The sequence below is a fragment of the Pseudomonas frederiksbergensis genome (genome assembly GCF_900105495.1).
Taxonomy (GTDB): Bacteria; Pseudomonadota; Gammaproteobacteria; order Pseudomonadales; family Pseudomonadaceae; genus Aquipseudomonas; species Aquipseudomonas frederiksbergensis.
In genome coordinates this window covers 6,276,327-6,302,433 of the sequence record NZ_FNTF01000002.1, presented here as the reverse complement: position 1 = coordinate 6,302,433, position 26,107 = coordinate 6,276,327, and the positions used below count along the sequence as shown (strand labels likewise).

Annotated in this window: 19 protein-coding genes, 3 rRNA genes and 2 pseudogenes; 17 read left to right on the top strand and 7 right to left on the bottom strand. The window is 56.7% G+C overall.

Annotated elements, in window-relative coordinates; genetic code table 11:
- From BLW70_RS29625 to BLW70_RS29565, 12 genes and pseudogenes are all read left to right on the top strand, one after another.
- Window positions 1-259 (top strand): annotated as a pseudogene (locus BLW70_RS29625) (thiamine pyrophosphate-dependent enzyme); the annotation flags it as partial.
- 2 nt (window positions 260-261) lie between these two features.
- Window positions 262-751 (top strand): annotated as a pseudogene (gene ilvN / locus BLW70_RS29620) (acetolactate synthase small subunit).
- Window positions 752-799: 48 nt separating this feature from the next.
- Window positions 800-1,816 (top strand): ketol-acid reductoisomerase, encoded by a 1,017-nt coding sequence (gene ilvC, locus BLW70_RS29615; protein ID WP_007948647.1) that lies wholly within the window; start codon window positions 800-802, stop codon window positions 1,814-1,816.
- Between the two features lie 144 nt (window positions 1,817-1,960).
- The gene (pssA, locus tag BLW70_RS29610) at window positions 1,961-2,818 is read left to right on the top strand and encodes a CDP-diacylglycerol--serine O-phosphatidyltransferase (protein ID WP_074870917.1); all 858 of its coding nucleotides are present in this window, start codon (window positions 1,961-1,963) and stop codon (window positions 2,816-2,818) included.
- 63 nt (window positions 2,819-2,881) lie between these two features.
- Entirely contained in the window at window positions 2,882-3,895 is a 1,014-nt protein-coding gene (gene msrP, locus BLW70_RS29605) for a protein-methionine-sulfoxide reductase catalytic subunit MsrP (protein ID WP_074880344.1), read from the top strand.
- A complete protein-coding gene (msrQ, locus tag BLW70_RS29600; protein WP_074880341.1) occupies window positions 3,895-4,515 on the top strand; it encodes a protein-methionine-sulfoxide reductase heme-binding subunit MsrQ in 621 nt (206 codons plus the stop codon). Before msrP ends, msrQ begins: the two co-directional genes overlap by 1 nt.
- Window positions 4,516-5,059: 544 nt before the next feature.
- Window positions 5,060-6,598, top strand: a 16S ribosomal RNA gene (locus tag BLW70_RS29590).
- 314 nt (window positions 6,599-6,912) lie between these two features.
- Window positions 6,913-9,804: ribosomal RNA gene (locus tag BLW70_RS29585) — 23S ribosomal RNA — on the top strand.
- A 172-nt stretch (window positions 9,805-9,976) separates the two neighbouring features.
- Window positions 9,977-10,092 (top strand): 5S ribosomal RNA (rrf, locus tag BLW70_RS29580).
- Together the 16S, 23S and 5S rRNA genes form the textbook arrangement of a ribosomal RNA operon.
- A 149-nt stretch (window positions 10,093-10,241) precedes the next feature.
- A complete protein-coding gene (locus tag BLW70_RS29575; protein ID WP_074880340.1) occupies window positions 10,242-10,901 on the top strand; it encodes a paraquat-inducible protein A in 660 nt (219 codons plus the stop codon).
- A complete protein-coding gene (locus BLW70_RS29570) occupies window positions 10,888-11,511 on the top strand; it encodes a paraquat-inducible protein A (protein ID WP_074880335.1) in 624 nt (207 codons plus the stop codon). The genes BLW70_RS29575 and BLW70_RS29570 overlap by 14 nt, the downstream gene beginning before the upstream one ends.
- Window positions 11,504-13,807 (top strand): PqiB family protein, encoded by a 2,304-nt coding sequence (locus BLW70_RS29565; protein WP_074880332.1) that lies wholly within the window; start codon window positions 11,504-11,506, stop codon window positions 13,805-13,807. The genes BLW70_RS29570 and BLW70_RS29565 overlap by 8 nt, the downstream gene beginning before the upstream one ends.
- A gap of 211 nt (window positions 13,808-14,018) precedes the next feature.
- Here BLW70_RS29565 and mksF read toward each other — a convergent pair whose 3' ends face one another.
- Genes mksF through mksB form a run of 3 tightly spaced genes read right to left on the bottom strand, consistent with a single transcriptional unit; the run spans window position 14,019 to window position 18,821 of the window.
- The gene (gene mksF / locus BLW70_RS29560; protein WP_074880329.1) at window positions 14,019-16,859 is read right to left on the bottom strand and encodes an Mks condensin complex protein MksF; all 2,841 of its coding nucleotides are present in this window, start codon (window positions 16,857-16,859) and stop codon (window positions 14,019-14,021) included.
- A complete protein-coding gene (gene mksE / locus BLW70_RS29555) occupies window positions 16,856-17,557 on the bottom strand; it encodes an Mks condensin complex protein MksE (RefSeq protein ID WP_038981553.1) in 702 nt (233 codons plus the stop codon). The genes mksF and mksE overlap by 4 nt, the downstream gene beginning before the upstream one ends.
- Complete coding sequence (gene mksB, locus BLW70_RS29550) at window positions 17,547-18,821, bottom strand: Mks condensin complex protein MksB (protein WP_162493964.1); 1,275 nt, start codon at window positions 18,819-18,821, stop codon at window positions 17,547-17,549. Before mksB ends, mksE begins: the two co-directional genes overlap by 11 nt.
- Before the next feature lie 206 nt (window positions 18,822-19,027).
- On the opposite strand from mksB, the gene BLW70_RS29545 reads away from it, so the two are divergent.
- Entirely contained in the window at window positions 19,028-19,777 is a 750-nt protein-coding gene (locus BLW70_RS29545) for an energy transducer TonB (protein WP_074880322.1), read from the top strand.
- A complete protein-coding gene (gene rimI, locus BLW70_RS29540; RefSeq protein WP_074880319.1) occupies window positions 19,770-20,222 on the top strand; it encodes a ribosomal protein S18-alanine N-acetyltransferase in 453 nt (150 codons plus the stop codon). Before BLW70_RS29545 ends, rimI begins: the two co-directional genes overlap by 8 nt.
- A 107-nt stretch (window positions 20,223-20,329) precedes the next feature.
- Here the strand turns inward: rimI and BLW70_RS29535 are convergent, their stop codons facing one another.
- Window positions 20,330-20,734 (bottom strand): serine kinase/phosphatase, encoded by a 405-nt coding sequence (locus BLW70_RS29535; protein WP_074880316.1) that lies wholly within the window; start codon window positions 20,732-20,734, stop codon window positions 20,330-20,332.
- A gap of 152 nt (window positions 20,735-20,886) precedes the next feature.
- On the opposite strand from BLW70_RS29535, the gene can reads away from it, so the two are divergent.
- On the top strand, window positions 20,887-21,531 hold the full coding sequence (gene can, locus BLW70_RS29530; RefSeq protein ID WP_074880312.1) for a carbonate dehydratase: 645 nt from the start codon (window positions 20,887-20,889) through the stop codon (window positions 21,529-21,531).
- A 7-nt stretch (window positions 21,532-21,538) separates the two neighbouring features.
- Here can and BLW70_RS29525 read toward each other — a convergent pair whose 3' ends face one another.
- The 3 genes from BLW70_RS29525 to BLW70_RS29515 all read right to left on the bottom strand — a co-directional run bounded on the left by BLW70_RS29525 (window position 21,539) and on the right by BLW70_RS29515 (window position 23,887).
- Window positions 21,539-22,063, bottom strand: a complete 525-nt coding sequence (locus BLW70_RS29525) for an SET domain-containing protein-lysine N-methyltransferase (RefSeq protein ID WP_074880308.1) — start codon at window positions 22,061-22,063, stop codon at window positions 21,539-21,541.
- Window positions 22,064-22,209: 146 nt separating this feature from the next.
- A complete protein-coding gene (locus BLW70_RS29520; RefSeq protein WP_074880305.1) occupies window positions 22,210-23,382 on the bottom strand; it encodes a hypothetical protein in 1,173 nt (390 codons plus the stop codon).
- Between the two features lie 184 nt (window positions 23,383-23,566).
- A complete protein-coding gene (locus tag BLW70_RS29515) occupies window positions 23,567-23,887 on the bottom strand; it encodes a hypothetical protein (protein WP_074880302.1) in 321 nt (106 codons plus the stop codon).
- A 256-nt stretch (window positions 23,888-24,143) separates the two neighbouring features.
- Here BLW70_RS29515 and BLW70_RS29510 point away from each other — a divergent pair, with 256 nt between their 5' ends.
- Complete coding sequence (locus BLW70_RS29510) at window positions 24,144-25,457, top strand: MFS transporter (RefSeq protein WP_074880299.1); 1,314 nt, start codon at window positions 24,144-24,146, stop codon at window positions 25,455-25,457.
- 59 nt (window positions 25,458-25,516) lie between these two features.
- Window positions 25,517-26,071 (top strand): UDP-4-amino-4,6-dideoxy-N-acetyl-beta-L-altrosamine N-acetyltransferase, encoded by a 555-nt coding sequence (gene pseH / locus BLW70_RS29505; protein ID WP_074880295.1) that lies wholly within the window; start codon window positions 25,517-25,519, stop codon window positions 26,069-26,071.
- Window positions 26,072-26,107: the final 36 nt, after the last annotated feature.

Genomic DNA, 26,107 nt, shown 5'->3' with positions numbered 1-26,107 from the left:
ATGAGCTATGGCAGCCGTCACTCGCATTCCTACATGGAATCGCTGCCTGATTTCGTCAAGCTGGCGGAGGCCTATGGCCATGTCGGCATGCGCATCACCGACTCGAAAGATTTGAAGTCGAAGATGGAGGAAGCGTTCGCCATGAAAGATGCCTGGTGATCATTGATGTTCGGTCGACACCAGCGAGCACGTCTACCCGATGCAGATCAAAGACGGCTCCATGCGCGATATGTGGCTGAGCAAGACGGAGCGTACATAATCATGCGGCACATTATTTCCTTGCTTCTGGAAAACGAACCGGGCGCTCTGTCTCGTGTAGTCGGCCTGTTCTCGCAGCGCAACTACAACATCGAAAGCCTGACCGTGGCACTACCGAAGACCCGACCCTGTCGCGTCTGACGCTGACCACGGTTGGCCATGATGAAGTTATCGAGCAGATCACCAAGAACCTGAACAAGTTGATCGAAGTGGTCAAACTGGTCGACCTGTCGGAGAGTGCTCACATCGAGCGCGAGCTGATGCTGGTCAAGGTCAAGGCTACCGGTGCCAGCGCGCCGAGATCAAACGCACTACCGATATTTATCGTGGGCAGATCGTTGACGTCAGCGCTAGCGTGTATACCGTTCAATTGACCGGTACCAGCGACAAGCTCGACAGCTTCATTCAGTCCATTGGCACCGCCTCGATTCTGGAGACCGTCCGCAGCGGCGTAACCGGTATTGCCCGCGGCGACAAAGTACTCAGCATCTAAACCAAATTAGCGAATGGCCTGAACGGCCTGGATATATAGGGGAATTTCATGAAAGTTTATTACGAAAAAGACTGCGACCTGTCGATCATCCAGGGCAAGAAAGTTGCCATCATCGGTTACGGTTCCCAGGGCCACGCTCAAGCGTGCAACCTGAAAGACTCCGGCGTTGACGTTACTGTTGGCCTGCGTAAAGGTTCGGCGACTGTTGCCAAAGCTGAAGCTCACGGCCTGAAAGTGACCGACGTTGCTTCCGCTGTTGCGGCTGCCGACCTGGTCATGATCCTGACCCCGGACGAGTTCCAGTCCGCTCTGTACAAGAACGAAATCGAGCCGAACATCAAGAAAGGCGCCACCCTGGCCTTCTCCCACGGCTTCGCAATCCACTACAACCAGGTTGTTCCACGCGCTGACCTCGACGTGATCATGATCGCGCCGAAAGCTCCGGGCCACACTGTGCGTTCCGAGTTCGTCAAAGGCGGCGGTATCCCTGACCTGATCGCTATCTATCAGGATGCTTCCGGCAACGCCAAAAACGTTGCACTGTCCTACGCCGCTGGCGTTGGTGGCGGTCGTACCGGCATCATCGAAACCACCTTCAAGGACGAGACCGAAACCGACCTGTTCGGCGAACAAGCCGTTCTGTGTGGTGGTACCGTTGAACTGGTTAAAGCCGGTTTCGAAACCCTGGTTGAAGCTGGCTACGCGCCGGAAATGGCCTACTTCGAATGCCTGCACGAATTGAAGCTGATCGTTGACCTCATGTACGAAGGCGGTATCGCCAACATGAACTACTCGATCTCCAACAATGCTGAGTACGGCGAGTACGTGACCGGTCCGGAAGTGATCAACGCCGAATCCCGTCAGGCCATGCGCAACGCCCTGAAACGTATTCAGGACGGCGAATACGCCAAGATGTTCATCAGCGAAGGCGCTACCGGCTATCCTTCGATGACCGCCAAGCGTCGTAACAACGCCGCTCACGGTATCGAAATCATCGGCGAGCAACTGCGCTCCATGATGCCGTGGATCGGTGCCAACAAGATCGTCGACAAAGCTAAAAACTAAGTCGCGCACTTGTACGGAAAACGCGGCCCAGGCCGCGTTTTTTCGTTTGGGTGGCTGGTTCTGGTATAAAGCTGCATCGTTTGCGGCCGAACCGTCGTCCCAGACACCTGTCCAAACTTTCCACCCCGTTGCAAGGTAATGTCCATGAGCGAACGTCCCGAAGAGCCAAACCAGGCTTCTGACGCCGAAAGCCTGCTGCCCATCGATGAGCACATCGAGGAAGGGCATGACGCTGAAGGCCGTAAAGTCCGGCATCGTGGTATCTATCTTTTGCCGAATCTGTTCACCACTGCGAATCTGTTCGCAGGGTTTTATTCCATCATCAACTCGATGAGCGCCCAGAGCGCCTTGGGTGCCGGTGATTCGATTGGTGCGAGCAAGTATTTTGCTTTCGCTGCGATCGCGATTTTTGTCGCAATGGTGCTCGACGGCCTCGATGGTCGCGTGGCCCGTATGACCAATACCCAGAGCGCCTTCGGTGCTGAATACGACTCGCTGTCCGACATGGTCGCGTTCGGTGTTGCGCCAGCATTGTTGGCATTCGGTTGGGCTTTGGGCGATATGGGTAAGGTCGGCTGGATGGTCGCCTTCATTTATGTAGCCGGTGCGGCGTTGCGTCTGGCGCGTTTCAATACCCAGGTCGGCACTGCGGACAAGCGCTACTTCATTGGTCTGGCCAGTCCGGCTGCTGCTGGCGTGGTTGCAGGCATTGTCTGGGCGTTCAGTGATTACGGCATCCAGGGCTCGAAGATGTCCTTCCTGGTGGCGCTGATGGTTGCGGCTGCCGGCATGCTGATGGTCAGTAACATCAAGTACAACAGCTTCAAGGAGCTGGACTTGAAAGGGCGTGTGCCTTTCGTGGCCATCCTCGCGGTGGTGTTGGTGTTTGCCGTGGTCTTCAGTGATCCTCCACGCATTCTGTTGCTGGTTTTCCTCGCTTATGCGGCTTCCGGCCCGGTGCAGTACTTGTTGCGTCTTCGTCGGCACAAAAAAGCCGAGTGATGTAATTTCCCTCATACTCCGCAGTCTGTTGGTGCATATGTTCTCCAATGCTGCGGAGTTGCCATGCTGATCAAAGTCCCCAAAGCGTCTGACTGCCATGAGTCGGACGTCACGCCTGAATCCTTCTATCTATCTCGTCGCAATGTACTCGGTGCTGCTGTCGCCGGTTTGGCTGTCAGCGGCTTGCCGCGTTGGGTCAGTGCCGCCGATGCTGCGCGTTATGCGGATGTCGAGCCTGGCAAGGCGCCTGCCTGGTTTGCCGAAAAACTGCCTTCTACCAGATGGGGCGCGGTTAACGTCAAGGATGAGGCGATCACACCCTTCAAGGACGCGACCCATTACAACAACTTCTATGAGTTCGGCACCGATAAAGGTGATCCCGCCGCCAATGCCGGCGCGCTGAAAACCGAGCCTTGGAGTGTGGTAATAGATGGAGAGGTGGGTAAGCCAGGACGGTACGCACTGGAAGACTTCATGAAGCCTTATCAGTTGGAGGAGCGTATTTATCGTCTTCGCTGTGTAGAGGCTTGGTCGATGGTCATTCCATGGATCGGATTTCCCATCTCGGCCTTGCTCAAGGAAGTTGAGCCGACGTCCAAAGCGAAATTCATTCGCTTCGAAACCCTGGAAGATCCCAAGAGCATGCCCGGGCAACGTTCCGGTTTTGCCTTGATCGATTGGCCATATGTTGAAGGCCTGCGTCTGGATGAGGCGATGAATCCGTTGGCGATTCTCGCTGTAGGTATGTATGGACGGGAGTTGCCTAATCAGAACGGCGCACCTCTGCGTTTGGTAGTGCCGTGGAAATACGGCTTCAAGAGCATCAAATCCATCGTGCGGATCAGTCTGGTCAGCGATCAACCGAAAACCACCTGGCAAAGCATTGCCGCGGATGAGTACGGCTTCTATGCGAATGTGAATCCCGCAGTCGATCATCCGCGCTGGACTCAGGCTCGGGAGCGACGTCTGCCGAGCGGGCTGTTCAAACCTAATGTGCGGGACACGCAGATGTTCAATGGCTACTCGGATGAAGTTGCTTCTCTATATACAGGGCTCGATTTGCGGAAGAACTACTGATGCGATTTCCGTTTTGGCGCATTAGCGTCTTTATAGCTGCTGCGGTCTGGCCGCTGCTTTGGTTGTATCAGGCCTGGCAGGATGTGCTGGGACCTGATCCGGGCAAGGTGCTGGTTGACCGGTTGGGGCTGGGGACGCTTGTCCTGCTGCTAATTACGTTAAGCATGACACCTGTGCAAAAGCTTACCGGCTGGGCGGGGTGGGTTGCTGTCCGGCGCCAACTGGGGTTGTGGTGCTTCACTTATGTGGTTTTGCATTTGATTGGGTATACGGCGTTTATCCTCGGCTTTGATTGGTCGCAGTTGGGTGTCGAGTTGCGCAAGCGGCCGTACATTATTGTCGGGGCGCTTGGTTTTTTGTGTTTATTGGCTTTGGCGGTGACCTCGAATCGTTATAGTCAGCGGCGTTTGGGTTCTGGCTGGAAGAAACTGCATCGTCTTGCCTATGTGGTTCTCGGGCTTGGATTGCTGCATATGTTGTGGATCGTGCGCGCTGATCTTAAGGAGTGGGCGGTTTACGCCTCTATAGGTGCATTGCTATTAGTGTTGCGAGTCCCCCCTGTAGCCCGCCGAATTCCACGATTAAAAGCCAAAAAGACACCTTCGGCACGAAAGGCGTAATTAAAGGTTGACGGCAGATCCTGGAAGTCTATAATTCGCCCCACTTCCGGCGCAGTCGAAACGGAAAACTCCTTGGTAAACAATGAGTTATGCAGTTTTCGACAGCGAGTTGCTTCAGGTCATCGAAGCCCAGAAGGAGTTGAAAGAGCAAGGTGGTTTGGCTCTTTTGACGGTTCGATCTTCTCGGTCGAAAGCGGTGTAAAAGAGGTGTTGACAGCAGCGAGTAACGCTGTAGAATTCGCCTCCCGCTAACGAGAGATCGCAAGCGCAAGTGGTTGAAGTTGCAAAGGAAACTTTGAAAACTTCGAAAAATAACCGCTTGACAGCAACAGAGGCTGCTGTAGAATGCGCGCCTCGGTTGAGACGAAAGATCTTAACCAACCGCTCTTTAACAACTGAATCAAGCAATTCGTGTGGGTGCTTGTGGAGTCAGACTGATAGTCAACAAGATTATCAGCATCACAAGTTACTCCGCGAGAAATCAAAGATGTAACCAACGATTGCTGAGCCAAGTTTAGGGTTTCTTAAAAACCCAAAGATGTTTGAACTGAAGAGTTTGATCATGGCTCAGATTGAACGCTGGCGGCAGGCCTAACACATGCAAGTCGAGCGGCAGCACGGGTACTTGTACCTGGTGGCGAGCGGCGGACGGGTGAGTAATGCCTAGGAATCTGCCTGGTAGTGGGGGATAACGCTCGGAAACGGACGCTAATACCGCATACGTCCTACGGGAGAAAGCAGGGGACCTTCGGGCCTTGCGCTATCAGATGAGCCTAGGTCGGATTAGCTAGTTGGTGAGGTAATGGCTCACCAAGGCGACGATCCGTAACTGGTCTGAGAGGATGATCAGTCACACTGGAACTGAGACACGGTCCAGACTCCTACGGGAGGCAGCAGTGGGGAATATTGGACAATGGGCGAAAGCCTGATCCAGCCATGCCGCGTGTGTGAAGAAGGTCTTCGGATTGTAAAGCACTTTAAGTTGGGAGGAAGGGCATTTACCTAATACGTAAGTGTTTTGACGTTACCGACAGAATAAGCACCGGCTAACTCTGTGCCAGCAGCCGCGGTAATACAGAGGGTGCAAGCGTTAATCGGAATTACTGGGCGTAAAGCGCGCGTAGGTGGTTCGTTAAGTTGGATGTGAAATCCCCGGGCTCAACCTGGGAACTGCATTCAAAACTGTCGAGCTAGAGTATGGTAGAGGGTGGTGGAATTTCCTGTGTAGCGGTGAAATGCGTAGATATAGGAAGGAACACCAGTGGCGAAGGCGACCACCTGGACTGATACTGACACTGAGGTGCGAAAGCGTGGGGAGCAAACAGGATTAGATACCCTGGTAGTCCACGCCGTAAACGATGTCAACTAGCCGTTGGGAGCCTTGAGCTCTTAGTGGCGCAGCTAACGCATTAAGTTGACCGCCTGGGGAGTACGGCCGCAAGGTTAAAACTCAAATGAATTGACGGGGGCCCGCACAAGCGGTGGAGCATGTGGTTTAATTCGAAGCAACGCGAAGAACCTTACCAGGCCTTGACATCCAATGAACTTTCCAGAGATGGATTGGTGCCTTCGGGAACATTGAGACAGGTGCTGCATGGCTGTCGTCAGCTCGTGTCGTGAGATGTTGGGTTAAGTCCCGTAACGAGCGCAACCCTTGTCCTTAGTTACCAGCACGTAATGGTGGGCACTCTAAGGAGACTGCCGGTGACAAACCGGAGGAAGGTGGGGATGACGTCAAGTCATCATGGCCCTTACGGCCTGGGCTACACACGTGCTACAATGGTCGGTACAGAGGGTTGCCAAGCCGCGAGGTGGAGCTAATCCCAGAAAACCGATCGTAGTCCGGATCGCAGTCTGCAACTCGACTGCGTGAAGTCGGAATCGCTAGTAATCGCGAATCAGAATGTCGCGGTGAATACGTTCCCGGGCCTTGTACACACCGCCCGTCACACCATGGGAGTGGGTTGCACCAGAAGTAGCTAGTCTAACCTTCGGGAGGACGGTTACCACGGTGTGATTCATGACTGGGGTGAAGTCGTAACAAGGTAGCCGTAGGGGAACCTGCGGCTGGATCACCTCCTTAATCGACGACATCAGCTGCTCCATAAGTTCCCACACGAATTGCTTGATTCATTGAAGAAGACGAGAAGCCAGCCAGCACGGTGGCCGTTGTCGTTAGAGTTTAGAAATGAATATTCCGGTGTGAATATTGATTTCTAGTCTTTGATTAGATCGTTCTTTAAAAATTTGGGTATGTGATAGAAAGATAGACTGGACGTTACTTTCACTGGTAACGGATCAGGCTAAGGTAAAATTTGTGAGTTGCTCTTTGGAGCAAGAATCGAATTTTCGGCGAATGTCGTCTTCACAGTATAACCAGATTGCTTGGGGTTATATGGTCAAGTGAAGAAGCGCATACGGTGGATGCCTTGGCAGTCAGAGGCGATGAAAGACGTGGTAGCCTGCGAAAAGCTTCGGGGAGTCGGCAAACAGACTTTGATCCGGAGATGTCTGAATGGGGGAACCCAGCCATCATAAGATGGTTATCTTAAGCTGAATACATAGGCTTAAGAGGCGAACCAGGGGAACTGAAACATCTAAGTACCCTGAGGAAAAGAAATCAACCGAGATTCCCTTAGTAGTGGCGAGCGAACGGGGACTAGCCCTTAAGTGGCTTTGAGATTAGCGGAACGCTCTGGAAAGTGCGGCCATAGTGGGTGATAGCCCTGTACGCGAAAATCTCTTAGTCATGAAATCGAGTAGGACGGAGCACGAGAAACTTTGTCTGAATATGGGGGGACCATCCTCCAAGGCTAAATACTACTGACTGACCGATAGTGAACTAGTACCGTGAGGGAAAGGCGAAAAGAACCCCGGAGAGGGGAGTGAAATAGATCCTGAAACCGTATGCGTACAAGCAGTGGGAGCCCACTTTGTTGGGTGACTGCGTACCTTTTGTATAATGGGTCAGCGACTTATTTTCAGTGGCGAGCTTAACCGAATAGGGGAGGCGTAGCGAAAGCGAGTCTTAATAGGGCGTCTAGTCGCTGGGAATAGACCCGAAACCGGGCGATCTATCCATGGGCAGGTTGAAGGTTGGGTAACACTAACTGGAGGACCGAACCGACTACCGTTGAAAAGTTAGCGGATGACCTGTGGATCGGAGTGAAAGGCTAATCAAGCTCGGAGATAGCTGGTTCTCCTCGAAAGCTATTTAGGTAGCGCCTCATGTATCACTGTAGGGGGTAGAGCACTGTTTCGGCTAGGGGGTCATCCCGACTTACCAAACCGATGCAAACTCCGAATACCTACAAGTGCCGAGCATGGGAGACACACGGCGGGTGCTAACGTCCGTCGTGAAAAGGGAAACAACCCAGACCGTCAGCTAAGGTCCCAAAGTTATGGTTAAGTGGGAAACGATGTGGGAAGGCTTAGACAGCTAGGAGGTTGGCTTAGAAGCAGCCACCCTTTAAAGAAAGCGTAATAGCTCACTAGTCGAGTCGGCCTGCGCGGAAGATGTAACGGGGCTCAAACCATACACCGAAGCTACGGGTATCACTTAGGTGATGCGGTAGAGGAGCGTTCTGTAAGCCTGTGAAGGTGAGTTGAGAAGCTTGCTGGAGGTATCAGAAGTGCGAATGCTGACATGAGTAACGACAATGGGTGTGAAAAACACCCACGCCGAAAGACCAAGGTTTCCTGCGCAACGTTAATCGACGCAGGGTTAGTCGGTCCCTAAGGCGAGGCTGAAAAGCGTAGTCGATGGAAAACAGGTTAATATTCCTGTACTTCTGGTTATTGCGATGGAGGGACGGAGAAGGCTAGGCCAGCTTGGCGTTGGTTGTCCAAGTTTAAGGTGGTAGGCTGGAATCTTAGGTAAATCCGGGATTCCAAGGCCGAGAGCTGATGACGAGTGTTCTTTTAGAACACGAAGTGGTTGATGCCATGCTTCCAAGAAAAGCTTCTAAGCTTCAGGTAACCAGGAACCGTACCCCAAACCGACACAGGTGGTTGGGTAGAGAATACCAAGGCGCTTGAGAGAACTCGGGTGAAGGAACTAGGCAAAATGGCACCGTAACTTCGGGAGAAGGTGCGCCGGTGAGGGTGAAGCATTTACTGCGTAAGCCCATGCCGGTCGAAGATACCAGGCCGCTGCGACTGTTTATTAAAAACACAGCACTCTGCAAACACGAAAGTGGACGTATAGGGTGTGACGCCTGCCCGGTGCCGGAAGGTTAATTGATGGGGTTAGCTAACGCGAAGCTCTTGATCGAAGCCCCGGTAAACGGCGGCCGTAACTATAACGGTCCTAAGGTAGCGAAATTCCTTGTCGGGTAAGTTCCGACCTGCACGAATGGCGTAACGATGGCGGCGCTGTCTCCACCCGAGACTCAGTGAAATTGAAATCGCTGTGAAGATGCAGTGTATCCGCGGCTAGACGGAAAGACCCCGTGAACCTTTACTATAGCTTTGCACTGGACTTTGAATTTGCTTGTGTAGGATAGGTGGGAGGCTTTGAAGCGTGGACGCCAGTTCGCGTGGAGCCAACCTTGAAATACCACCCTGGCAACTTTGAGGTTCTAACTCAGGTCCGTTATCCGGATCGAGGACAGTGTATGGTGGGTAGTTTGACTGGGGCGGTCTCCTCCTAAAGAGTAACGGAGGAGTACGAAGGTGCGCTCAGACCGGTCGGAAATCGGTCGTAGAGTATAAAGGCAAAAGCGCGCTTGACTGCGAGACAGACACGTCGAGCAGGTACGAAAGTAGGTCTTAGTGATCCGGTGGTTCTGTATGGAAGGGCCATCGCTCAACGGATAAAAGGTACTCCGGGGATAACAGGCTGATACCGCCCAAGAGTTCATATCGACGGCGGTGTTTGGCACCTCGATGTCGGCTCATCACATCCTGGGGCTGAAGCCGGTCCCAAGGGTATGGCTGTTCGCCATTTAAAGTGGTACGCGAGCTGGGTTTAGAACGTCGTGAGACAGTTCGGTCCCTATCTGCCGTGGACGTTTGAGATTTGAGAGGGGCTGCTCCTAGTACGAGAGGACCGGAGTGGACGAACCTCTGGTGTTCCGGTTGTCACGCCAGTGGCATTGCCGGGTAGCTATGTTCGGAATAGATAACCGCTGAAAGCATCTAAGCGGGAAACTAGCCTCAAGATGAGATCTCACTGGGACCTTGAGTCCCCTGAAGGGCCGTCGAAGACTACGACGTTGATAGGTTGGGTGTGTAAGCGCTGTGAGGCGTTGAGCTAACCAATACTAATTGCCCGTGAGGCTTGACCATATAACACCCAAGCAATTTGCATGCTTCGAGCTGAAAGGCAAAGGGCACCAGATTGCGGTGTGTGAAGACGAAACGAACCGAAAGTTCGAGATACTCACAAAACACCTGGCTATCACATACCCATTCGCTGGAGCGTGAACCTGAAAAGGCCCACGACCTGGCTACCGAATTTCTTGACGACCATAGAGCATTGGAACCACCTGATCCCATCCCGAACTCAGCAGTGAAACGATGCATCGCCGATGGTAGTGTGGGGTTTCCCCATGTGAGAGTAGGTCATCGTCAAGATTAAATTCCGAAACCCCTATCTGCGTATGCAGGTAGGGGTTTTGTTTTTGTCCGCGGGAAAGTGCCTTTCAGTTAAAGCACAAATTTGCACAGTTATTTTCGATCCATGACACTAGAATAGGTCCAACTTTTTCGGAGCCAGAGCCTTTATGCCAGAACCGGTTGACGCCCCAGGGCTGTCAGAATTACCGCTGGACGACTTGGTAGCGTGTCATGAGTGCGACTTGTTGATGCGTAAGCCCGTACTCGCCCATGGCGAGAAAGCCCTCTGTCCGCGCTGCGGCTACGAGCTCTACGCCCATCGGCATAACGTCGTACAGCGCAGTCTCGCGTTGGTTCTCGCCGCTCTGTTGTTGTACATCCCGGCGAACTTTTTACCCATCATGGAGCTCCATCTACTCGGGCAGTCATCGCACGACACCGTCTGGAGCGGCGTTGTTGGCCTGTTCGATACCGGAATGCAGGGCGTTGCAGTCGTGGTGTTTCTCTGCAGCATGGGAATCCCGCTGCTCAAGTTACTTTGCCAACTGGTTGTACTGCTGAGTATTCGTTTTGATATCGGACGCAGTTACGGCCTGTTGCTCTACCGCATTTATCACCACTTACGCGATTGGGGGATGCTCGAGGTCTACCTCATGGGCGTACTGGTGGCGATCGTCAAACTGGCAGATATGGCAGCAATTACCGTCGGGTTTGGCCTGGTGTGCTTCATCGGTTTGTTGTTGGTTCAGGTCTGGTTGGAGGTGGTGATGTCGCCCCATCAGATCTGGCAGGCTTTATCAGGAGAGGATGCCCATGCGGGCGATTGATGCAGGCATTCTGATTTGCGCCGAATGCCATGAATTGAACAAGCAGGAAGCCGAAACCGACGAGCAGGTCTGCACCCGTTGTGGTGCGCTGGTTCACGCCCGTCGTCCGAACAGTGTGATGCGTACCTGGGCGCTGCTGGTGACCGCCGCGGTTCTCTACATCCCGGCTAACGTGTTGCCGATCATGACCGTCAGTTCACTGGGGCAGGGCGATCCCAGCACCATCATGTCCGGTGTGATCCAACTCGTTCAGCACGGCATGATCCCCATCGCCGCCGTGGTTTTTATCGCCAGTATTCTGGTGCCAACATTCAAATTGGTGGGCATCGCACTGCTGCTGTTTTCCGTGCAGCGCCGCCAACCCCTGTCGGCTCGCCAACGTATTTGGATGTACCGCTTTATTGAGTTCATTGGCCGCTGGTCGATGCTCGATATCTTTGTAATCGCCATCCTGGTGGCGGTTGTGAATTTCGGACGGCTTGCCAGCATCGAAGCCAATCTTGGCGCCATCGCTTTCGCCAGTGTGGTGATTCTGACGATGCTTGCCGCAGTAACTTTTGATCCCCGACTGATTTGGGATAACACGGAGTCGGACGACGACCATGACTGATTTGCCTACAGCAAAAACCCGACCGGCCTCGAACTGGTCAGCTATTTGGGTGTTGCCCCTTATTGCCCTGATCATCGGCGGCTGGCTTGGCTGGCGAGCCTATAACGAGACCGGCATCGAGATTCAGGTGCGATTCGAAAGCGGTGAAGGCATTCAGGCCAACAAGACTGAAGTCGTCTATAAAGGTATGTCGGTCGGGAAGGTAAAGACCCTCAAACTCGATGACGAAGGTGCCTCCAAAGGCGTAATCGCTACCATCGAGATGAACAAGGACGTGGAGCCATACTTGCGGACCAGCACCCGTTTCTGGCTGATCAAGCCGAGTGTGACGCTGGCCGGCATCACTGGCCTGGAGACACTGGTCTCGGGGAACTACGTGGCGATCAGTCCGGGCGAAGGTGAGCCGACCCGCAAGTTCAAAGCCCTGGCTGAAGAACCACCACTGTCGGACGCCCAGCCCGGTCTCCACTTGACCGTCAAGGCTGATCGTCTCGGTTCACTCAATCGCGGAAGCCCGGTGTTCTATAAGCAGATCAGGGTTGGTCAGATCAAAAGCTATCTGCTGTCCGAAGACCAGAGCACCGTCGAACTCAAGGTTTTCATCGAGCCCACCTACGCCAAGCTGGTGCGCAAACACACGCGTTTCTGGAATGCCAGCGGCATCAGCATCGACGCCAACCTGTCGGGTGTGAAGGTGCGCAGCGAGTCCCTGGCCAGCATCGTTGCCGGCGGTATCGCGTTTGCCACGCCGGAGAACCGCAAGGATAGTCCGCCCACCGATCCGAGCCTGCCGTTTCGTCTCTACGAAGATTTTGATGCGGCGGCGGCCGGTATTCGGGTCAAGGTCAAACTCAGCGACTTCGAAGGCATGCAGGCGGGTCGCACACCGGTAATGTACAAAGGCATCCAGGTCGGCAATCTGAAAGCGCTCAAGGTCGATCCTGATCTATCCAGTGCCACCGCCGAATTGACCCTCGATCCTCTGGCCGAAGATTACCTGGTCGAAGGCACCCAGTTCTGGGTGGTCAAACCGTCGATTTCGCTTGCCGGTATCACCGGTCTCGAAGCGTTGGTCAAAGGTAATTACATTGCCGTGCGTCCCGGGGACAAAGGCGCCGCACCGCAGCGCGAGTTTGTCGCACGGCCGAAGGCACCCCCGCTCGACTTGCGTGCGCCAGGATTGCACCTGGTGCTGTTCACCGAAAACCTCGGTTCGCTGGAGGTCGGCAGCCCGATTCTCTACAAGCAGGTCAAGGTCGGTTCGGTCCAGAGCTATCAGTTCTCACGCACCAAAAAGCAGTTGGTAATTGGCGTACACATCGAGAAGGAATACGAAGGGCTGGTCAACGCCTCGACACGGTTCTGGAATGCCAGCGGTATCACGCTCACAGGTGGACTGACCGGCGGAATCCAAGTCAAAAGTGAGTCGCTGCAAAGCCTGATGGCTGGCGGTATTGCCTTCGAAACCCCGGAAGCCAAGGCGCCGTTGCAGAAGCGAATTCCACGTTTCCGTTTGTTCGCCAGTCATGATGAGGCGACGCAAAAAGGTGCCGTGGTAACGATCAGGGTTGATCGCGCCGATGGCTTGCACAGCGGCACACCGATTCGGTTTAAAGGCCTGGATGTTGGCAAGATTGAAGACGTCGACCTCAGCGATGACCTGCAGTCGGTGCTGCTGACTGCACGAATCACCGAAGTGCCGGAGCGTATCGCCCGGGTCGGCAGTCAGTTTTGGGTCGTCAAACCTGAACTGGGTCTGATCAAGACATCCAACCTGGAAACGCTGGTCACTGGCCAATACATCGAAGTAGAACCGGCCGCGAAAAACCTCGGTCCGCAGAAGAACTTCGTGGCCCTGAGCAATCCACCGGAAACCGCTAAACAGGAAGCCGGTTTGAGTCTGGTGTTGAGCGCAGCTCGCCGTGGTTCGCTGAAAACAGGTGTGCCGGTCACTTATCGCGAAATCACCGTGGGCAAGGTGACAGGCTATGAACTCGGCCAGACGGCGGACCGTGTGTTGGTGCACATCCTGATCGAGCCGAAGTACGCGCCGCTGGTGCGCAGCGGTACGCGTTTCTGGAACTCCAGTGGTTTTGGTTTTGATTACGGCTTGTTCAAAGGTGCGACGATGCGTACCGAATCGCTGGAGACGCTGATTCAGGGCGGTATCGCTTTCGCCACGCCGGACGGCGAGCGGATGGGCAGCCCGGCGCGACCTGAGCAAACGTTCCCGCTGTTCGATAAGTTCGAAGACGAATGGCTGACCTGGGCGCCGAAGATCTCAATCGGTAAATAACGGGAGATTATTTGGGTGTCTGTGATGGCGCTTCGCGAGCAGGCTCGCTCCTACAGAGATGTGCTGTGAGCGCAGAATGTGTGTCTGGCACTTATACAATGTGGGAGCGAGCCTGCTCGCGAAGAGGCCTTGAAACTCACTGAAAGGCACCCATGAAAAAGGCCGCGATCCATTGGATCGCGGCCTTTTTAATGCCTTCGATTAATGCAAATCAGACGGCATCCAGCTCCGGCTCATCCGCTTCAACATTAACGGCAGCCTTCACCTCATCGTGACGACGGATGTACTTCCAGTCCGCCTCGTCGATGTAGATCCCGTTCGGCCCGCTGCCACCTTCCAGGTCGATGGCGACACTGGCGCAGACCTGCGGTTTCACACTCGCCAGGATCGGCACGAAGCCCAGTTGCAGACTGGTTTCCAGCAGCGCTGCCTGGTTCTTCTCGTCGATGTCCGCTGCCTCGTCGAGGTAGTACGGCAGGCGCACGCGACCGGCCTGGTCGCGGTCCATCAAGTGCAGCAACAAGTACATGTTGGTCAGCGCCTTGATGGTCATGGTGGTGCCGTTGGATGCCGCGCCGTCGATGTCGGTGTGAATCACCGGCTGGCCGTTGACCTTGGTGATCTCGAACGCCAGCTCGAACAGGTCCTTGAGGCCGAGCTGGTTGTGATTCGCCGCCACCAGCCGCGCCAGGTATTCCTTGGCTTCTTCGTTCTTGTTGTCCTGATCGGCGCTTTGGCTCAGGTCGAAGACCGAAAGGGTTTCACCTTCTTCGTACTGGCCGGCGCTGTGAATGATCTGGTCGATGTGCTTGAGCGCTTCCTTGTTCGGCGCGAGCACGATGCGGAAGCTTTGCAGGTTCGAGACCTGACGCTTGTTGATCTCGCGGTTGAACAACGCTAGTTGATGCTCAAGGCTGTCGTAGTCGCTGCGGATGTTGCGCAGGGTCCGGGCGATGTCGGTAACGGCCGCGCGACGGGCCTTGCCAAGGGTCAGTGCTTCGTCGGTGCGGTGCGCGTACGCATTGATCAGCAGTTGCAGGCGGCGCTCCATGTCGTCTTCGCTGTCGAACTTGGCCACACCCTTGAGACGGACCTGAGCGTACAGCGCCTCGATCTGACCATCGCTGCGCTGCAAACCCTGCCAGCTGTCCTGATAGTCGTTGAGCAGCGGCAGCAGGTTGTCCATGGAATCGTCGATCGGGTCCATGAACGGCGTACCGAACGGCAGGTCCGCGGGCAACAGCTGACGGCGACGCAGGGCATCGTCGAGGGTGCGTTGCTTGGCCTCCATGTCACCGATCTGCCGGCCGACCAATTGCAGCTTGGCCGACAGTTGCTGGACGCGTTCGGTGAAGGCGTCGCTGGAGCGTTTCAATTCCTCCTGAGCGGCTTCCATCTGTGCCAATTGCTCAAGCTTGTCGCCTTCCTCGGCGCTCAGGGTTTGCGCGCGGCGGAAGTCTTCCAGGGCTTTCTGCGCATCCAGCACTTGCTGGTACAGCGCTTCGGTCTGGGTCTTGCTCGCGGCGCGGTCGGCGGCAACCGCAGCTTGGGTTTTCAGCTGCTTGAGTTCTTTTTCCAGGCGTTCTTTCTGATCGCGCAGCGCTGCGCGGTCAGCCAGGGCTTGCAGGGCCGGCGGCTCGATGTGCGAGATGTCGATGGACAGGCCCGGTACTTCGAAGCGCTCGCCTTTGAAGCCATCAAGAATCAGCTCCATGGATTTGACCCACTGACCGTCCTCGTCCAGCGTAATACCGTGTTCGCCCAGCGGAAGGCTGAACAGTGCGCTGTTGAACAGACGCATCAGGCGCTCGACATCCTGTTGCGAGAACTCCTCGCGCAGACGGGCGTAGCTGTTGTTGTCGGCGTGATCGAGTTGCTGCTTGACCGACTTCAGGCGTTTTTCCAGATCCCGCAGACGCTCTTCTAGGTCTTCGGCAGAGAACTGTCGCGACTGCGCCAGCGCACCGGCCAGTTCATCGTGCGCGTCCTTGGCCGCGAGCAACTGCTGCTCCAGGACTTTGACGTCATCGACCAGCGCGAAGCGATGCTTGAGCACCGACAATTCGCCGAGCCAGCGCTGGATGCCGGTGATTTCCCGCTCCAGGCGCATCAGCTCTTGAGTGCCGCCGCGTTGATCGTTTTGCAGTGCGTCCTGCTCGTTGCGGTAGTGCTCGGCCTGAATCGTCAGTTCTTCCTTGCGCGCACTGGCGTAGTCCGACCAGGTGCCGAGCAGGGAATCGAGTAGCGGCGAGATCCGGTGCAGTTTGCCGCGCAGGATATTGCGCTGGGTCACGCCTGCAGCAAGGGCTTCGACCAACGGGCCGGCGGTGACCAGAGAGTTGTAGTCCTGCTCCATGCGTCGTACATCGCGGAACGCTTCTTCGCACGCGGCGATGTAGTCGACGCTACCGGAACGCAGGCTGTGTTCGAACGCATCGAGGAACAATTGCTTGAGCTTGGCCGCGGTGATTTCGCGCATGTGCAGCAAGTTGATGAACAGTGCGCGGAACGTCTTCAGGCTCTGCTCGCTGGTGGAACGCAGCGGGATCAGCGTCAGGTCCAGCGGGATCGAGGTGTGACCGCCGACCAGCAAGCGACGCAATTCATCAGGTTTGAGTTCGTAGGCTTTCAGGCCTTCGCGCTCAAGGTTGGTGAACAATTCTTTCTGACGCAGGCAGGTGTCGTTTTTCTGGTAATGGGCCAGGTCCAGTTTGCCGGCGTAGGCAAAGAACTGGTGACCGAAACCACCGCCCGGGCCGCGACCGACCACACCAATCACATGTGGACCGTGGGGCAGCGAGACTTCGACCAGGATGTAACTGGTGTCCGAGGCGAAGTAGAAGCGCCGGGATTGTTCCAGGCTGTACTTGCCGAAACTCATGTCCGACATGCGCGCCAGGATCGGGAACTGCAAGGCGTTGATCGAGGCGGATTTACCGAGGTTGTTCGCGCCGTAAACCGACAGCGGTTCTTCCAGAGGGAACAGGCCGAGGCTGTAACCGGCGGTGTTCAAAAGGGCAAAGCGGCGAATGCCGTAGCGTTCCTTGCTCATGCGTCGGTCTCCTGTTCTTCGGCAATGGCGCGGGCCATGGCGTCTTCTTCGCTTTCTTCTTCGAAGTCACTGAGGTCTAGCGGATCATCGGTTTGCAGCAGCTTTTCGTCGCTGTCGTCATCGATCAGCACCGGAACCGGCAGAGGCAAGACGCTGTGCAGGCTGGCGGCCAGATCACGGTCCTGCTGGACCGACAGGCAGACATCGAGGAAACGGTGCATCGGCGGCAGGAAACGATAGATGCCATTTTCTTCACCGGCAAAACCGAGCTGAGTCATGCGGCGCATGATTTTTTCTTCGAGTTCTTCGACGGTCTGCACTTCGGCCTGGATAAACAGGTCGCGGTATTTCTCCAGCAGCGATGGCAGCTCATCGCGGCCGAGGCTGCCGCCGTCGAGCACGGCGACCGGGTCGCGGCCCTGATCGGCCAGATGTTCGACGAGGATGAAGGTGAACAGCGCCAGGCGTTGCGCGGTCTTGTTCACCGCCGCCGCGGCGAGGTCCGGGACGAAGTAGTAGAAACCGCGGGTGTCGCAGACCAGTTCAAAGCCGAGTGCCTTGAACAGCGTGCGGTACTGGTCCTGGAAGTTCGACAGTTGCGCGTACAGCTCCGGGTCGCGGCGGCTGACGTGATAGCCCTTGAACAGCTCGCGAAAGATCGGCGCCAGCTGGGACAGTTCGTTTAGATCAAGATGCATGTGGGATGCTCGCAGAATCCTCGGCGGTGTCGCGGGCCGAGAGCAGGGCGAAGGAGCGCAGGCTGACCTGATGCTCATGAGTGTGGTAGTCGCGGCGTTCCAGACGCTCGCGTGTGAAGCGCTTTTCCCGCGACAGGCGCGAGAACCAATAAAGCAATTCGTCGGTGGCGCCGTCCGGTTCCTGCTCCAGTAGCCAGGTCATCAGGTCCGGCATCGGCAGGGCGTCTTCGCAACGTTCGAGCATTTCCCGAACCGTGCGTGGCGCGCGCGGCGCTTCGCCTTTCTGAGTCTTGTGGGCCTTGGGGAAGCGCGCCGGTTTCGGCTCGAAACGGGCCAGCGCATAAACGTAGGCTTCGACCTGACTGGCACTGCCAAGGAAGGTGCTTTGCGGGCGGGTGAACATCGGCATCGCCGCTTGTGGCACCGCATCGATACCTTTGCGACGAATGGCCGACAAGGCCAGCGCCGCGCCACGGGTCACGGCGTTGTGTCGACGGGCTTCTTCACGCAGCGGCAGCAACAGCTCGCGGGCATGACGCAACGTCAGCTGGGCGCTGGTCTGCATTTCGAGGATGCGCGCGTGGGTGCGCAGCAGCATGTCGTCATCGACCAGATGGCCGAGGCGTTGCTGCTCGGTGAGCATTTTCAGCAACACGTTCTCGACCTTGCGCACGCCTTGTTCGAAGGCGCCGTCGGCGTTTACCAACTGAATCATCGGCTCGACGTATTCGTCCCAGGTCGCCAGTACTTCAGCGTAACGCTGACGCAGGGGAATCTGCCGGTCGCTGGTCTTGGCGCGCTCGGCGACGGCCACCAGGGCCTGTTCGTCGTTGGCGAGTTTTTTCAATACATCCCGTACGCGCATGTCGAGCAGGCGCAACTGGCGCGCCAGGTCGTGGCCGTCGCGGATGTCGAAGGCGTCCTGGATATAACCGGCCAGGCGTTCGAGGTGGCGCAAATAGGCTTCGATTTCCAGGCACAGGCCCAGACGGTGCTCACGGCGCAGGTAGGCGAGGAAGTCGTGGATCTGCGCGTTGAGCTCGAAACGGTTCGGGCTTTTCGCCACGGGAACCAGAATGTCGAGGCGGATCCACACGTCCAGCAGGCTGGTGATGTCCTGCGGCGTACTGTCCAGTTGCTGGGCGGCCAACTGTGAACGCAATTCGTTGAGGCTCAGGGTGCCTTGGTCGAAGTGCTCGCACAGTGGCTCCAGAAGTGCCCAGTGTTCAGCGAGGGCGCGCAAGACGCGCTTGGGTTCGATCATCGGAATGGCCGGCTGGTTGGCGATTAAAAGTCGCGATTGTACTGCATCAAGCCCGTTGCGATTCACTCTCGGGACGGACAGTTGGCTTTCTATCGATCAAGCGTGGGCGATCTTGAGCGAAGGGCGGTAGAATCACCGCACTTTAGTTATCCACAAGTGGCCGACCTTTGCTTATCGAGTCCCGTCGTCGCGCTTATTTGACCGCCATGCAGGTGGTCAACTGGCTGCCGCGCACCGAATTGCCCTTTGCTGCGCCCTCGCGCCCTGAGTTGCTGGAGATGCCCGAGCCGTTGGTCGTCGCGCCGGTTGCTCCGGTTGCGCCCGCACCTGTGGCTGATTCGCCCGTGGAACCGCTGGTCAAACCGGCCGAGCGGGTGAAAGTCGAGGTGCCGCGGCCATCGTTGGCCAGCACGCGCACGAACGCCAAGGTTGAAGAAGAGGCCGCTCCGGTCGTGGCCAGGGCGCCCGTCGTGCCGCCACCGCGTTTCGCCCTGCAATTGTTGCGGGCCGGGCGTTGCCTGCTGCTGGTGGAGTTACCCACAGGCGAATCGTTCCAGACCCGCGACCCTGCCTATCTGTTGCTCAAAGACATGCTGCGCGCCGCCGGCCTGCCGGACAGCCCGCAGATCGTCGGCGAGCCGGTGCGTTGGCCGCTGTTGTCTCGGGGCACCATGGATCAAGGCCCGGAAGCGGCTCGCGACTTCGTGCAAGGTTTTCTCTCGGCCCGGCTGGAAGACGCACCGTGCGTCTGCGTGTGGCTGATCGGCTTGCCGGCGGTGCGTTTCGCCGGTGAGGCGAACGCCGAATCCTTCAACCGTGAACTCCAGGTCGACGGCCTGGGCTCGGTCTGGGCCCTGCCGGGTCTGGAATTATTAATGGAAGAGCCACAGCGTAAGGCTGATGTCTGGCAAGCCATGCGTCGGCTGATGGCGCGTTGGAAAGAATCGAATGAGTGACGCTGTATCGTTCCGCCCGATGACCGAGGCGGACCTGGACGCTGTACTGAAAATCGAATACGCGGCTTACAGCCATCCCTGGACGCGCGGGATTTTTCTCGATGGGCTGGGTAAATATCAGATATGGCTGATGTTTGAAGGCGAGCAGCAGGTCGGCCACGGGGTGGTGCAGATCATCCTTGATGAAGCGCATCTGCTGAACATCACCGTCAAGCCGGAGAACCAGGGCCGTGGCCTGGGCTTGACGCTGCTGGAGCATTTGATGTCCCGGGCGTATGACGCCAAGGCGCGGGAATGTTTTCTGGAAGTGCGCGACAGCAACCGTGGCGCGTTCAAGTTGTATGAGCGTTATGGGTTTAACGAGATTGGTCGGCGGCGCGATTACTACCCGGCGGTGGGTGGGCGTGAAGATGCCGTGGTGATGGCCTGCACTTTGGTCGATTGAGCTACAGCGAATGTGGCGAGGGAGCTTGCTCCCGCTGGGCCGCGAAGCGGTCCTGAAATTTTACGACTGCTTCGCAGCCGAGCGGGAGCAAGCTCCCTCGCCACAGATCAACGATTACCGTCCATCGGATCCCGCCGCGCCAGTTCCTCTTCATCCAGCCCGTTCCCTCCGCCAATGTCGTCTGCATCGACAATGCTCAAATCCCAATCGGCTTGGCCCCCTTCACCCGCTTCGTGGGCGCCCCGTGCGCCGTCTTCACGGATCAGGGTTTCCGGGCTCATGTCGTCGTCGGTAGACTCATGGTCATCGGTCGAGGCCCCGGTCATGCCGGCTTCACGTACGCGTTCGCGAGGCATCAGGCGTTCACGTTCCGTTTGCGTCAGCTCGTCGCCGATTTTGGCGCTGGGTTCTTCCTCGTCGAAATCCAGCTCATGCATCGAGCCCATGCGGTCTTCGTTGTCATCGATGGGCTCGGGTTGAGTCGCATCGAACGGACGTCGTGAATCAGTCATGGCAATTCCTCATACTGTAGGCCTTACTAGGGTGGACCCTCTGGGCTGCTGAGAATTCCTCCGGCATGGAAAACCGGGTATCTGCATCTGGCGCGTGACCCCGACAGAGGGTTGTCTGTCATAGAAGCGCATCATTCTCGAGGCTTCATTGCATGAACGAATTACAAGATCTGATTGATAACAACGAGCGTTGGGCTGACGCGATCACCAAAGAAGATCCTGATTTCTTCGCCAAGCTGGCCCGTCAGCAAACCCCGGAATACCTGTGGATCGGTTGCTCCGACGCCCGGGTGCCGGCGAACGAGATCGTCGGCATGCTGCCCGGCGATCTGTTTGTACACCGTAATGTGGCCAACGTAGTGCTGCACACCGACCTCAATTGCCTGTCGGTGATTCAGTACGCAGTCGATGTGCTGAAGGTCAAACACATCCTCGTGACCGGCCACTATGGCTGCGGCGGTGTGCGCGCCTCAATGCAGGACCGTCAGCTGGGCCTGATCGACGGCTGGCTGCGCTCGATTCGCGATCTCTATTATGAGAAACGCGAGGAGCTCGCCAAGTTGCCCACTGAAGAAGAGCGGGTCGACCGCCTCTGCGAATACAACGTCATCCAGCAAGTGGCCAACGTCGGGCACACCAGCATTGTGCAAAATGCCTGGCATCGCGGGCAGAGCCTGTCGATTCACGGCTGCATCTATGGCATCAAGGACGGTCGCTGGAAAAGCCTGAACGCCACCATCAGCGGTTTCGAGCAATTGCCGCCGCAATACCGTCTGCGTCCGGTCGAGGCGTTGTAACGACCCTTCAGCATGGACTTCGCCGGCGCCAGTGTTGAAGAAACAACTGGCCGTCGGCGTTCGGCGATTCATCGTAGCCGGTGATCCAGCCACGGCAGTCGAATGAGCCGCACTGGCAGGCGAACTGACGCATGAGTTTGTCTTCGGTAGAGGCGTAGTCCATCGTCAGTCGATCGCCTTTTTTGATGTCCTTCAGCGCCCACAACCATAGCTCGCTCATGTCGAGAAATACGTTTGGGTCGCAGGAGTGTCGCAGCAGCCCGCAGAAGCGCGGGTCATAGACATGGATGCCATGAGCCAGTTGCCGGGTATGCCGACAGCGATACGGCAGCAGGTGCCCCGACGCCCGACAAATTCGGCTGATGCGTGGAAAGTCCCGAAGCACTGCGACGGCTGCCGCCGATCCGTGGGTGTTGTCGATAATCTCGAAGTCGGCCCTGGAGGGGAATCCAAGGCGAACGGGCAGCTCCGCAAATGGATAAATCCCATCGGGTGGTTGTGCAAGCGTGTCGTGCGCGGCGTGGGTTTTCATAACGATCCTTGTCGGCTGGGTGCTGCGAACTCTCCATCAGCTGACGATCCTGTCAGCCCTGCAGCACATGGGTGCGATTCAAGCCTCTCGCAAATGAAACGGCGGGTCTACTGTCATAACTGACAGTAGAACCGCCGTTCATCGTTTTATAGCGCCGGGGCAGGGATCGCGGTTTCGGGGACCGGTGCTTTCAGCTGTTTGAGCTGAGATTTGATCGGCGCCGTTGCGCACTTGGCCACGGCTTTGTCGGGCGACAGGTTGCGAATCGAGGTGTAGAAAAGCTCGCAGGTTTTTTCTGCCTGGGCCACTTGCCAGGTTTGGGTGCAACTTCTCAGTTCAATGTCGGGATTAGTGTCCGGTTGGCGGCCCATCGCGGCCTGCCAGCACGCGGCACTCAAATCCTGGCCCATGACTTTAAGGCCCGCCGTGTCGGCCTTGGCCTGGGCATCTTTGCCGGTATAGCTTTCCGGGTCGGCGGCGTACCAAATATAGCTTGGGTGGTTGGAACCCAGAACGGGCACTTTCACCCCGTCGCTCGGACTGATGCTGACCAGGCCCAGCACGTTCACGGTCGGCCCGTATTGCTGCTTGATCCAGTTACGCACCGGCGCGCCGAAGGCGACCATCGGCAACGCCGCACCACTGGCGTTCTGGCTGAGTTGCTTGACCATGGTGGTCTGGTAGTCCTTGAAGTAGTCGTAGACGCCTTCCAGATCCTTGCCGGCGTTGGATGGCGCGGCAATCGGTGCAATGTCGATGATGGTCTGGTAGCCCGGCGTCTGGTCGGCCGGAATTCCGTTGACAGTCAACAGTGTGGCCCAGCGATCGGTGGTGGCGGATCGCAGGTAATCCTGAGCCTGGGTCAGCGAATAGTCGGGTGGGAAGTGCAGCAGTTCAATGCTTTTGCGGTTTTCCAGGGCCATGCCCAGTGGCAGGAACAGATACCAGCTGTAAGCCCACTTGCCATCGGCATTCAGCTTGCTGGCGCCGGTATAGGCCAGATCACCGGCATCGAGTAACGCCGCCAGCGGTTTTTCATAGCTGCGGGGTACCCCGGTGATTTCGGCGTAGAGCTGATTATTATCGGTTTTGACCAGCACTTTCGCCGCGCTGTAACCATCGCGCTGCACGCTTTGGGTCAGGTAATGCTCGACCGTTTGCTCCAGCGTCCAGTTGCGAAAGCAGATCACGTTGCAGTTGTTGGGGTAAGCGAAGAGGCGGGTGACGCGTTCGGTACTGCCTAGCTTCAGGCCGATATCGGCATGGGCGGCGGCACTCAGGGTGAGGGCCGCGAGGGTGAGTGCTGCGAATTTGAACATGCTCAGATCCTTTTCAGCGTGGTCCCGTTGATTGGGGTACGCGCCATACTGGATCAGCGGCGTTACACAGAATAGTGGTTGCGAGTAGTTTTTTTGCGTAAGACCTGCAGTTGGATGCCAGGAACCCTCGGTTATGGAGTCCGGCCCGGGCTTGATGTCTATGGGCCGGATGGAGATTGATGCGTTACAACAGCTTTAGTGCCAGGTGAGTACCGGCGCGCAAGTACTCGACCTGGGCCAATACGGCATCCTTGACGATGGCCTCTCCTGTATCGGTCAGTTTGGCTTTTTTGGCATCGATGATGGACGTTTGCGTCAATTGCATGACTACATCCATCGCTTTTTGAAGGGCGGTCAAATTGTTGTGCTGGCCGAACTCGCGGACGACAGCGTCCATACGGCGATCTGCGTCATCACGCAGCTTTTTATACTCAACGACTGAAACCCTACCGTCCTGGTAAATCTCGTTAATCATCTCTTCCAGCGTTTTCGAAATTAAAGACATGTGTTGGTTCATCCTTGGTCAGTGCTGTCTTGCTTTAAAAAGTGTGTGAGCTGTCGGAGTCTACTCAGCAATTTATAGGTTGGAGATAAGACCTCTCCGGGTTTCATGTCAGGCGCAATCGAAGCTGTCTGTAGGATAAATCCAGGCGTTTGTCCGAAGTTTTACGCATCCAGGACTTTGGCCTAATGGGTTGTCCGTTGGCGCGTTTGCGTAGACCATGGGCGCCTCGGTTTTTGCCTATGCCAGAGTCCTTTTCATGACTGCCAACACTCACTCGCATCCGGCGCCGTTCACCCGCTCGGATTACAAGACCCTCGGCCTTGCGGCCCTTGGCGGTGCGCTGGAAATCTACGATTTCATCATTTTCGTATTTTTCGCCCTGACCCTCAGCCAGCTGTTCTTCCCGCCGGAAATGCCTGAGTGGCTGCGACTGCTGCAAAGCTTCGGGATCTTCGCGACCGGTTATCTGGCGCGGCCATTGGGCGGGATTCTGATGGCGCATTTCGCCGATCGACTGGGCCGCAAGAAGGTCTTCAGCCTGAGCATCCTGATGATGGCGCTGCCGTGCCTGCTGATCGGCATCATGCCGACCTACGCGCAAATCGGTTATTTCGCCCCGCTGCTGCTGTTGGCGCTGCGAATTCTCCAGGGCGCGGCGGTGGGTGGCGAAGTGCCGAGCGCCTGGGTGTTCGTCGCCGAGCATGCGCCGGTCGGGCACCGCGGCTATGCCCTCGGTTTCCTGCAGGCCGGGTTGACGTTTGGCTACCTGATCGGTGCACTGACGGCGACCTTTCTGGCACAGGCATTCACCCCGGCGGAAATCCTTGATTACGCTTGGCGTTACCCGTTCCTGCTGGGCGGTGTGTTCGGCGTGATTGGCGTCTGGCTACGCCGCTGGCTCAGCGAAACCCCGGTGTTCATGGCCATGCAGGCCCAACGTGATGCGGCCGTCGAACTGCCGCTGCGCACGGTCTTGCGTGAACACCGCCTGGCCATGCTGCCGGCGATGATCCTCACCTGCGTACTGACCTCGGCAGTGGTGGTGTTCGTGGTGATCACCCCAACCATGATGCAGAAAACCTTCGGTATGACCGCCAGCCACACCTTCGCCCTGAGTGCCTTGGGCATTGTCTTTCTGAATATCGGCTGTGTACTTGCCGGGCTGCTGGTCGACCGCATTGGCGCCTGGCGCACCGTGATGCTCTATAGCTTGCTGCTGCCTTTGGGTATCGGCGTGCTCTATACCTGCCTGATCATCGGAGGCGGCTGGATCGGTCTGGCGTACGCGGTGGCCGGCCTTGGTTGCGGAGTGGTCGGCGCGGTGCCGTCGGTGATGGTCAGCCTGTTCCCGGCGCGGATTCGTGTCTCGGGGATTTCCTTCACCTACAACATTGCCTACGCCGTCTGGGCAAGTATCACACCGTTGTTGCTGATCGGTCTGATGCCGTGGAGCCCATGGATCTGCGTGATCTTCTGCGCGGTGATGGGGGCAGTGGGTGTGAGCTGTGCCGCGTATTTCGGGACGCGGATGCCTAATGTCGGAAGTCGCAGCGCGGCTTCCTGCGTTTAGTGACTGTTGAAGGGGTCCTGCGATGTACAAAAGCAACACAATGCAAAGGAGCAGCATCAGTGCAATTGGTACCCATCCTTGAAGTGTCCCGTCAGGTTCAGTCGCGGGTGCGCGATTTGCGCAATCAGCCTGATGTTCGCCAATACATGTACACCGATCATGAGATATCCGAGGCCGAGCATGCTGCCTGGCTTGACTCGTTAACGGACAATCTCCGTCAATCGGTGTTCGTACTCATGCTCGACGGCGCAGCCCGTGGCGTGGTGTCGCTGAACGCGATCAGCACATTGCACAAAACGGCTGACTGGGCTTTTTATCTCGATAGCGATCTGCAGGGACAAGGGCTGGGCAGTCGATTGGAGTTCTGGCTTCTGGACCACGCGTTTGGTGTGGCAGGTCTGGAAAAGCTCAACTGTGAGGTGTTACAGAGCAACCCGGCGGTGATCAGCCTGCACCAGAAGTTCGGCTTTTCCGTTGAAGGCGTGCGACGGCAGAACATCATCAAGGACAACGTCAGAGTCGATGTGGTGATGCTGGGCATTACGCGACAGGAATGGGCGGCGCGACGGCCGAAGATGGAAGACGTGATGGCACGGCTAAACCGTGTCAGTTGATCAGATGAGCACACCGCAACTATTTTTGTAGGACAA

Bases quoted from the DNA above. Each gene is read 5' to 3' on its own strand.
- pssA (WP_074870917.1), top strand. From the start codon at position 1,961: ATGAGCGAACGTCCCGAAGAGCCAAACCAGGCTTCTGACGCCGAAAGC.
- BLW70_RS29510 (WP_074880299.1), top strand. From the start codon at position 24,144: ATGACTGCCAACACTCACTCGCATCCGGCGCCGTTCACCCGCTCGGAT.
- BLW70_RS29575 (WP_074880340.1), top strand. From the start codon at position 10,242: ATGCCAGAACCGGTTGACGCCCCAGGGCTGTCAGAATTACCGCTGGAC.
- BLW70_RS29545 (WP_074880322.1), top strand. From the start codon at position 19,028: ATGCAGGTGGTCAACTGGCTGCCGCGCACCGAATTGCCCTTTGCTGCG.
- msrQ (WP_074880341.1), top strand. From the start codon at position 3,895: ATGCGATTTCCGTTTTGGCGCATTAGCGTCTTTATAGCTGCTGCGGTC.
- BLW70_RS29565 (WP_074880332.1), top strand. From the start codon at position 11,504: ATGACTGATTTGCCTACAGCAAAAACCCGACCGGCCTCGAACTGGTCA.
- msrP (WP_074880344.1), top strand. From the start codon at position 2,882: ATGCTGATCAAAGTCCCCAAAGCGTCTGACTGCCATGAGTCGGACGTC.
- BLW70_RS29515 (WP_074880302.1), bottom strand. From the start codon at position 23,887: ATGTCTTTAATTTCGAAAACGCTGGAAGAGATGATTAACGAGATTTAC.
- ilvC (WP_007948647.1), top strand. From the start codon at position 800: ATGAAAGTTTATTACGAAAAAGACTGCGACCTGTCGATCATCCAGGGC.
- BLW70_RS29525 (WP_074880308.1), bottom strand. From the start codon at position 22,063: ATGAAAACCCACGCCGCGCACGACACGCTTGCACAACCACCCGATGGG.
- mksE (WP_038981553.1), bottom strand. From the start codon at position 17,557: ATGCATCTTGATCTAAACGAACTGTCCCAGCTGGCGCCGATCTTTCGC.
- BLW70_RS29520 (WP_074880305.1), bottom strand. From the start codon at position 23,382: ATGTTCAAATTCGCAGCACTCACCCTCGCGGCCCTCACCCTGAGTGCC.
- can (WP_074880312.1), top strand. From the start codon at position 20,887: ATGAACGAATTACAAGATCTGATTGATAACAACGAGCGTTGGGCTGAC.
- mksF (WP_074880329.1), bottom strand. From the start codon at position 16,859: ATGAGCAAGGAACGCTACGGCATTCGCCGCTTTGCCCTTTTGAACACC.
- BLW70_RS29535 (WP_074880316.1), bottom strand. From the start codon at position 20,734: ATGACTGATTCACGACGTCCGTTCGATGCGACTCAACCCGAGCCCATC.
- rimI (WP_074880319.1), top strand. From the start codon at position 19,770: ATGAGTGACGCTGTATCGTTCCGCCCGATGACCGAGGCGGACCTGGAC.
- BLW70_RS29570 (WP_074880335.1), top strand. From the start codon at position 10,888: ATGCGGGCGATTGATGCAGGCATTCTGATTTGCGCCGAATGCCATGAA.
- mksB (WP_162493964.1), bottom strand. From the start codon at position 18,821: ATGATCGAACCCAAGCGCGTCTTGCGCGCCCTCGCTGAACACTGGGCA.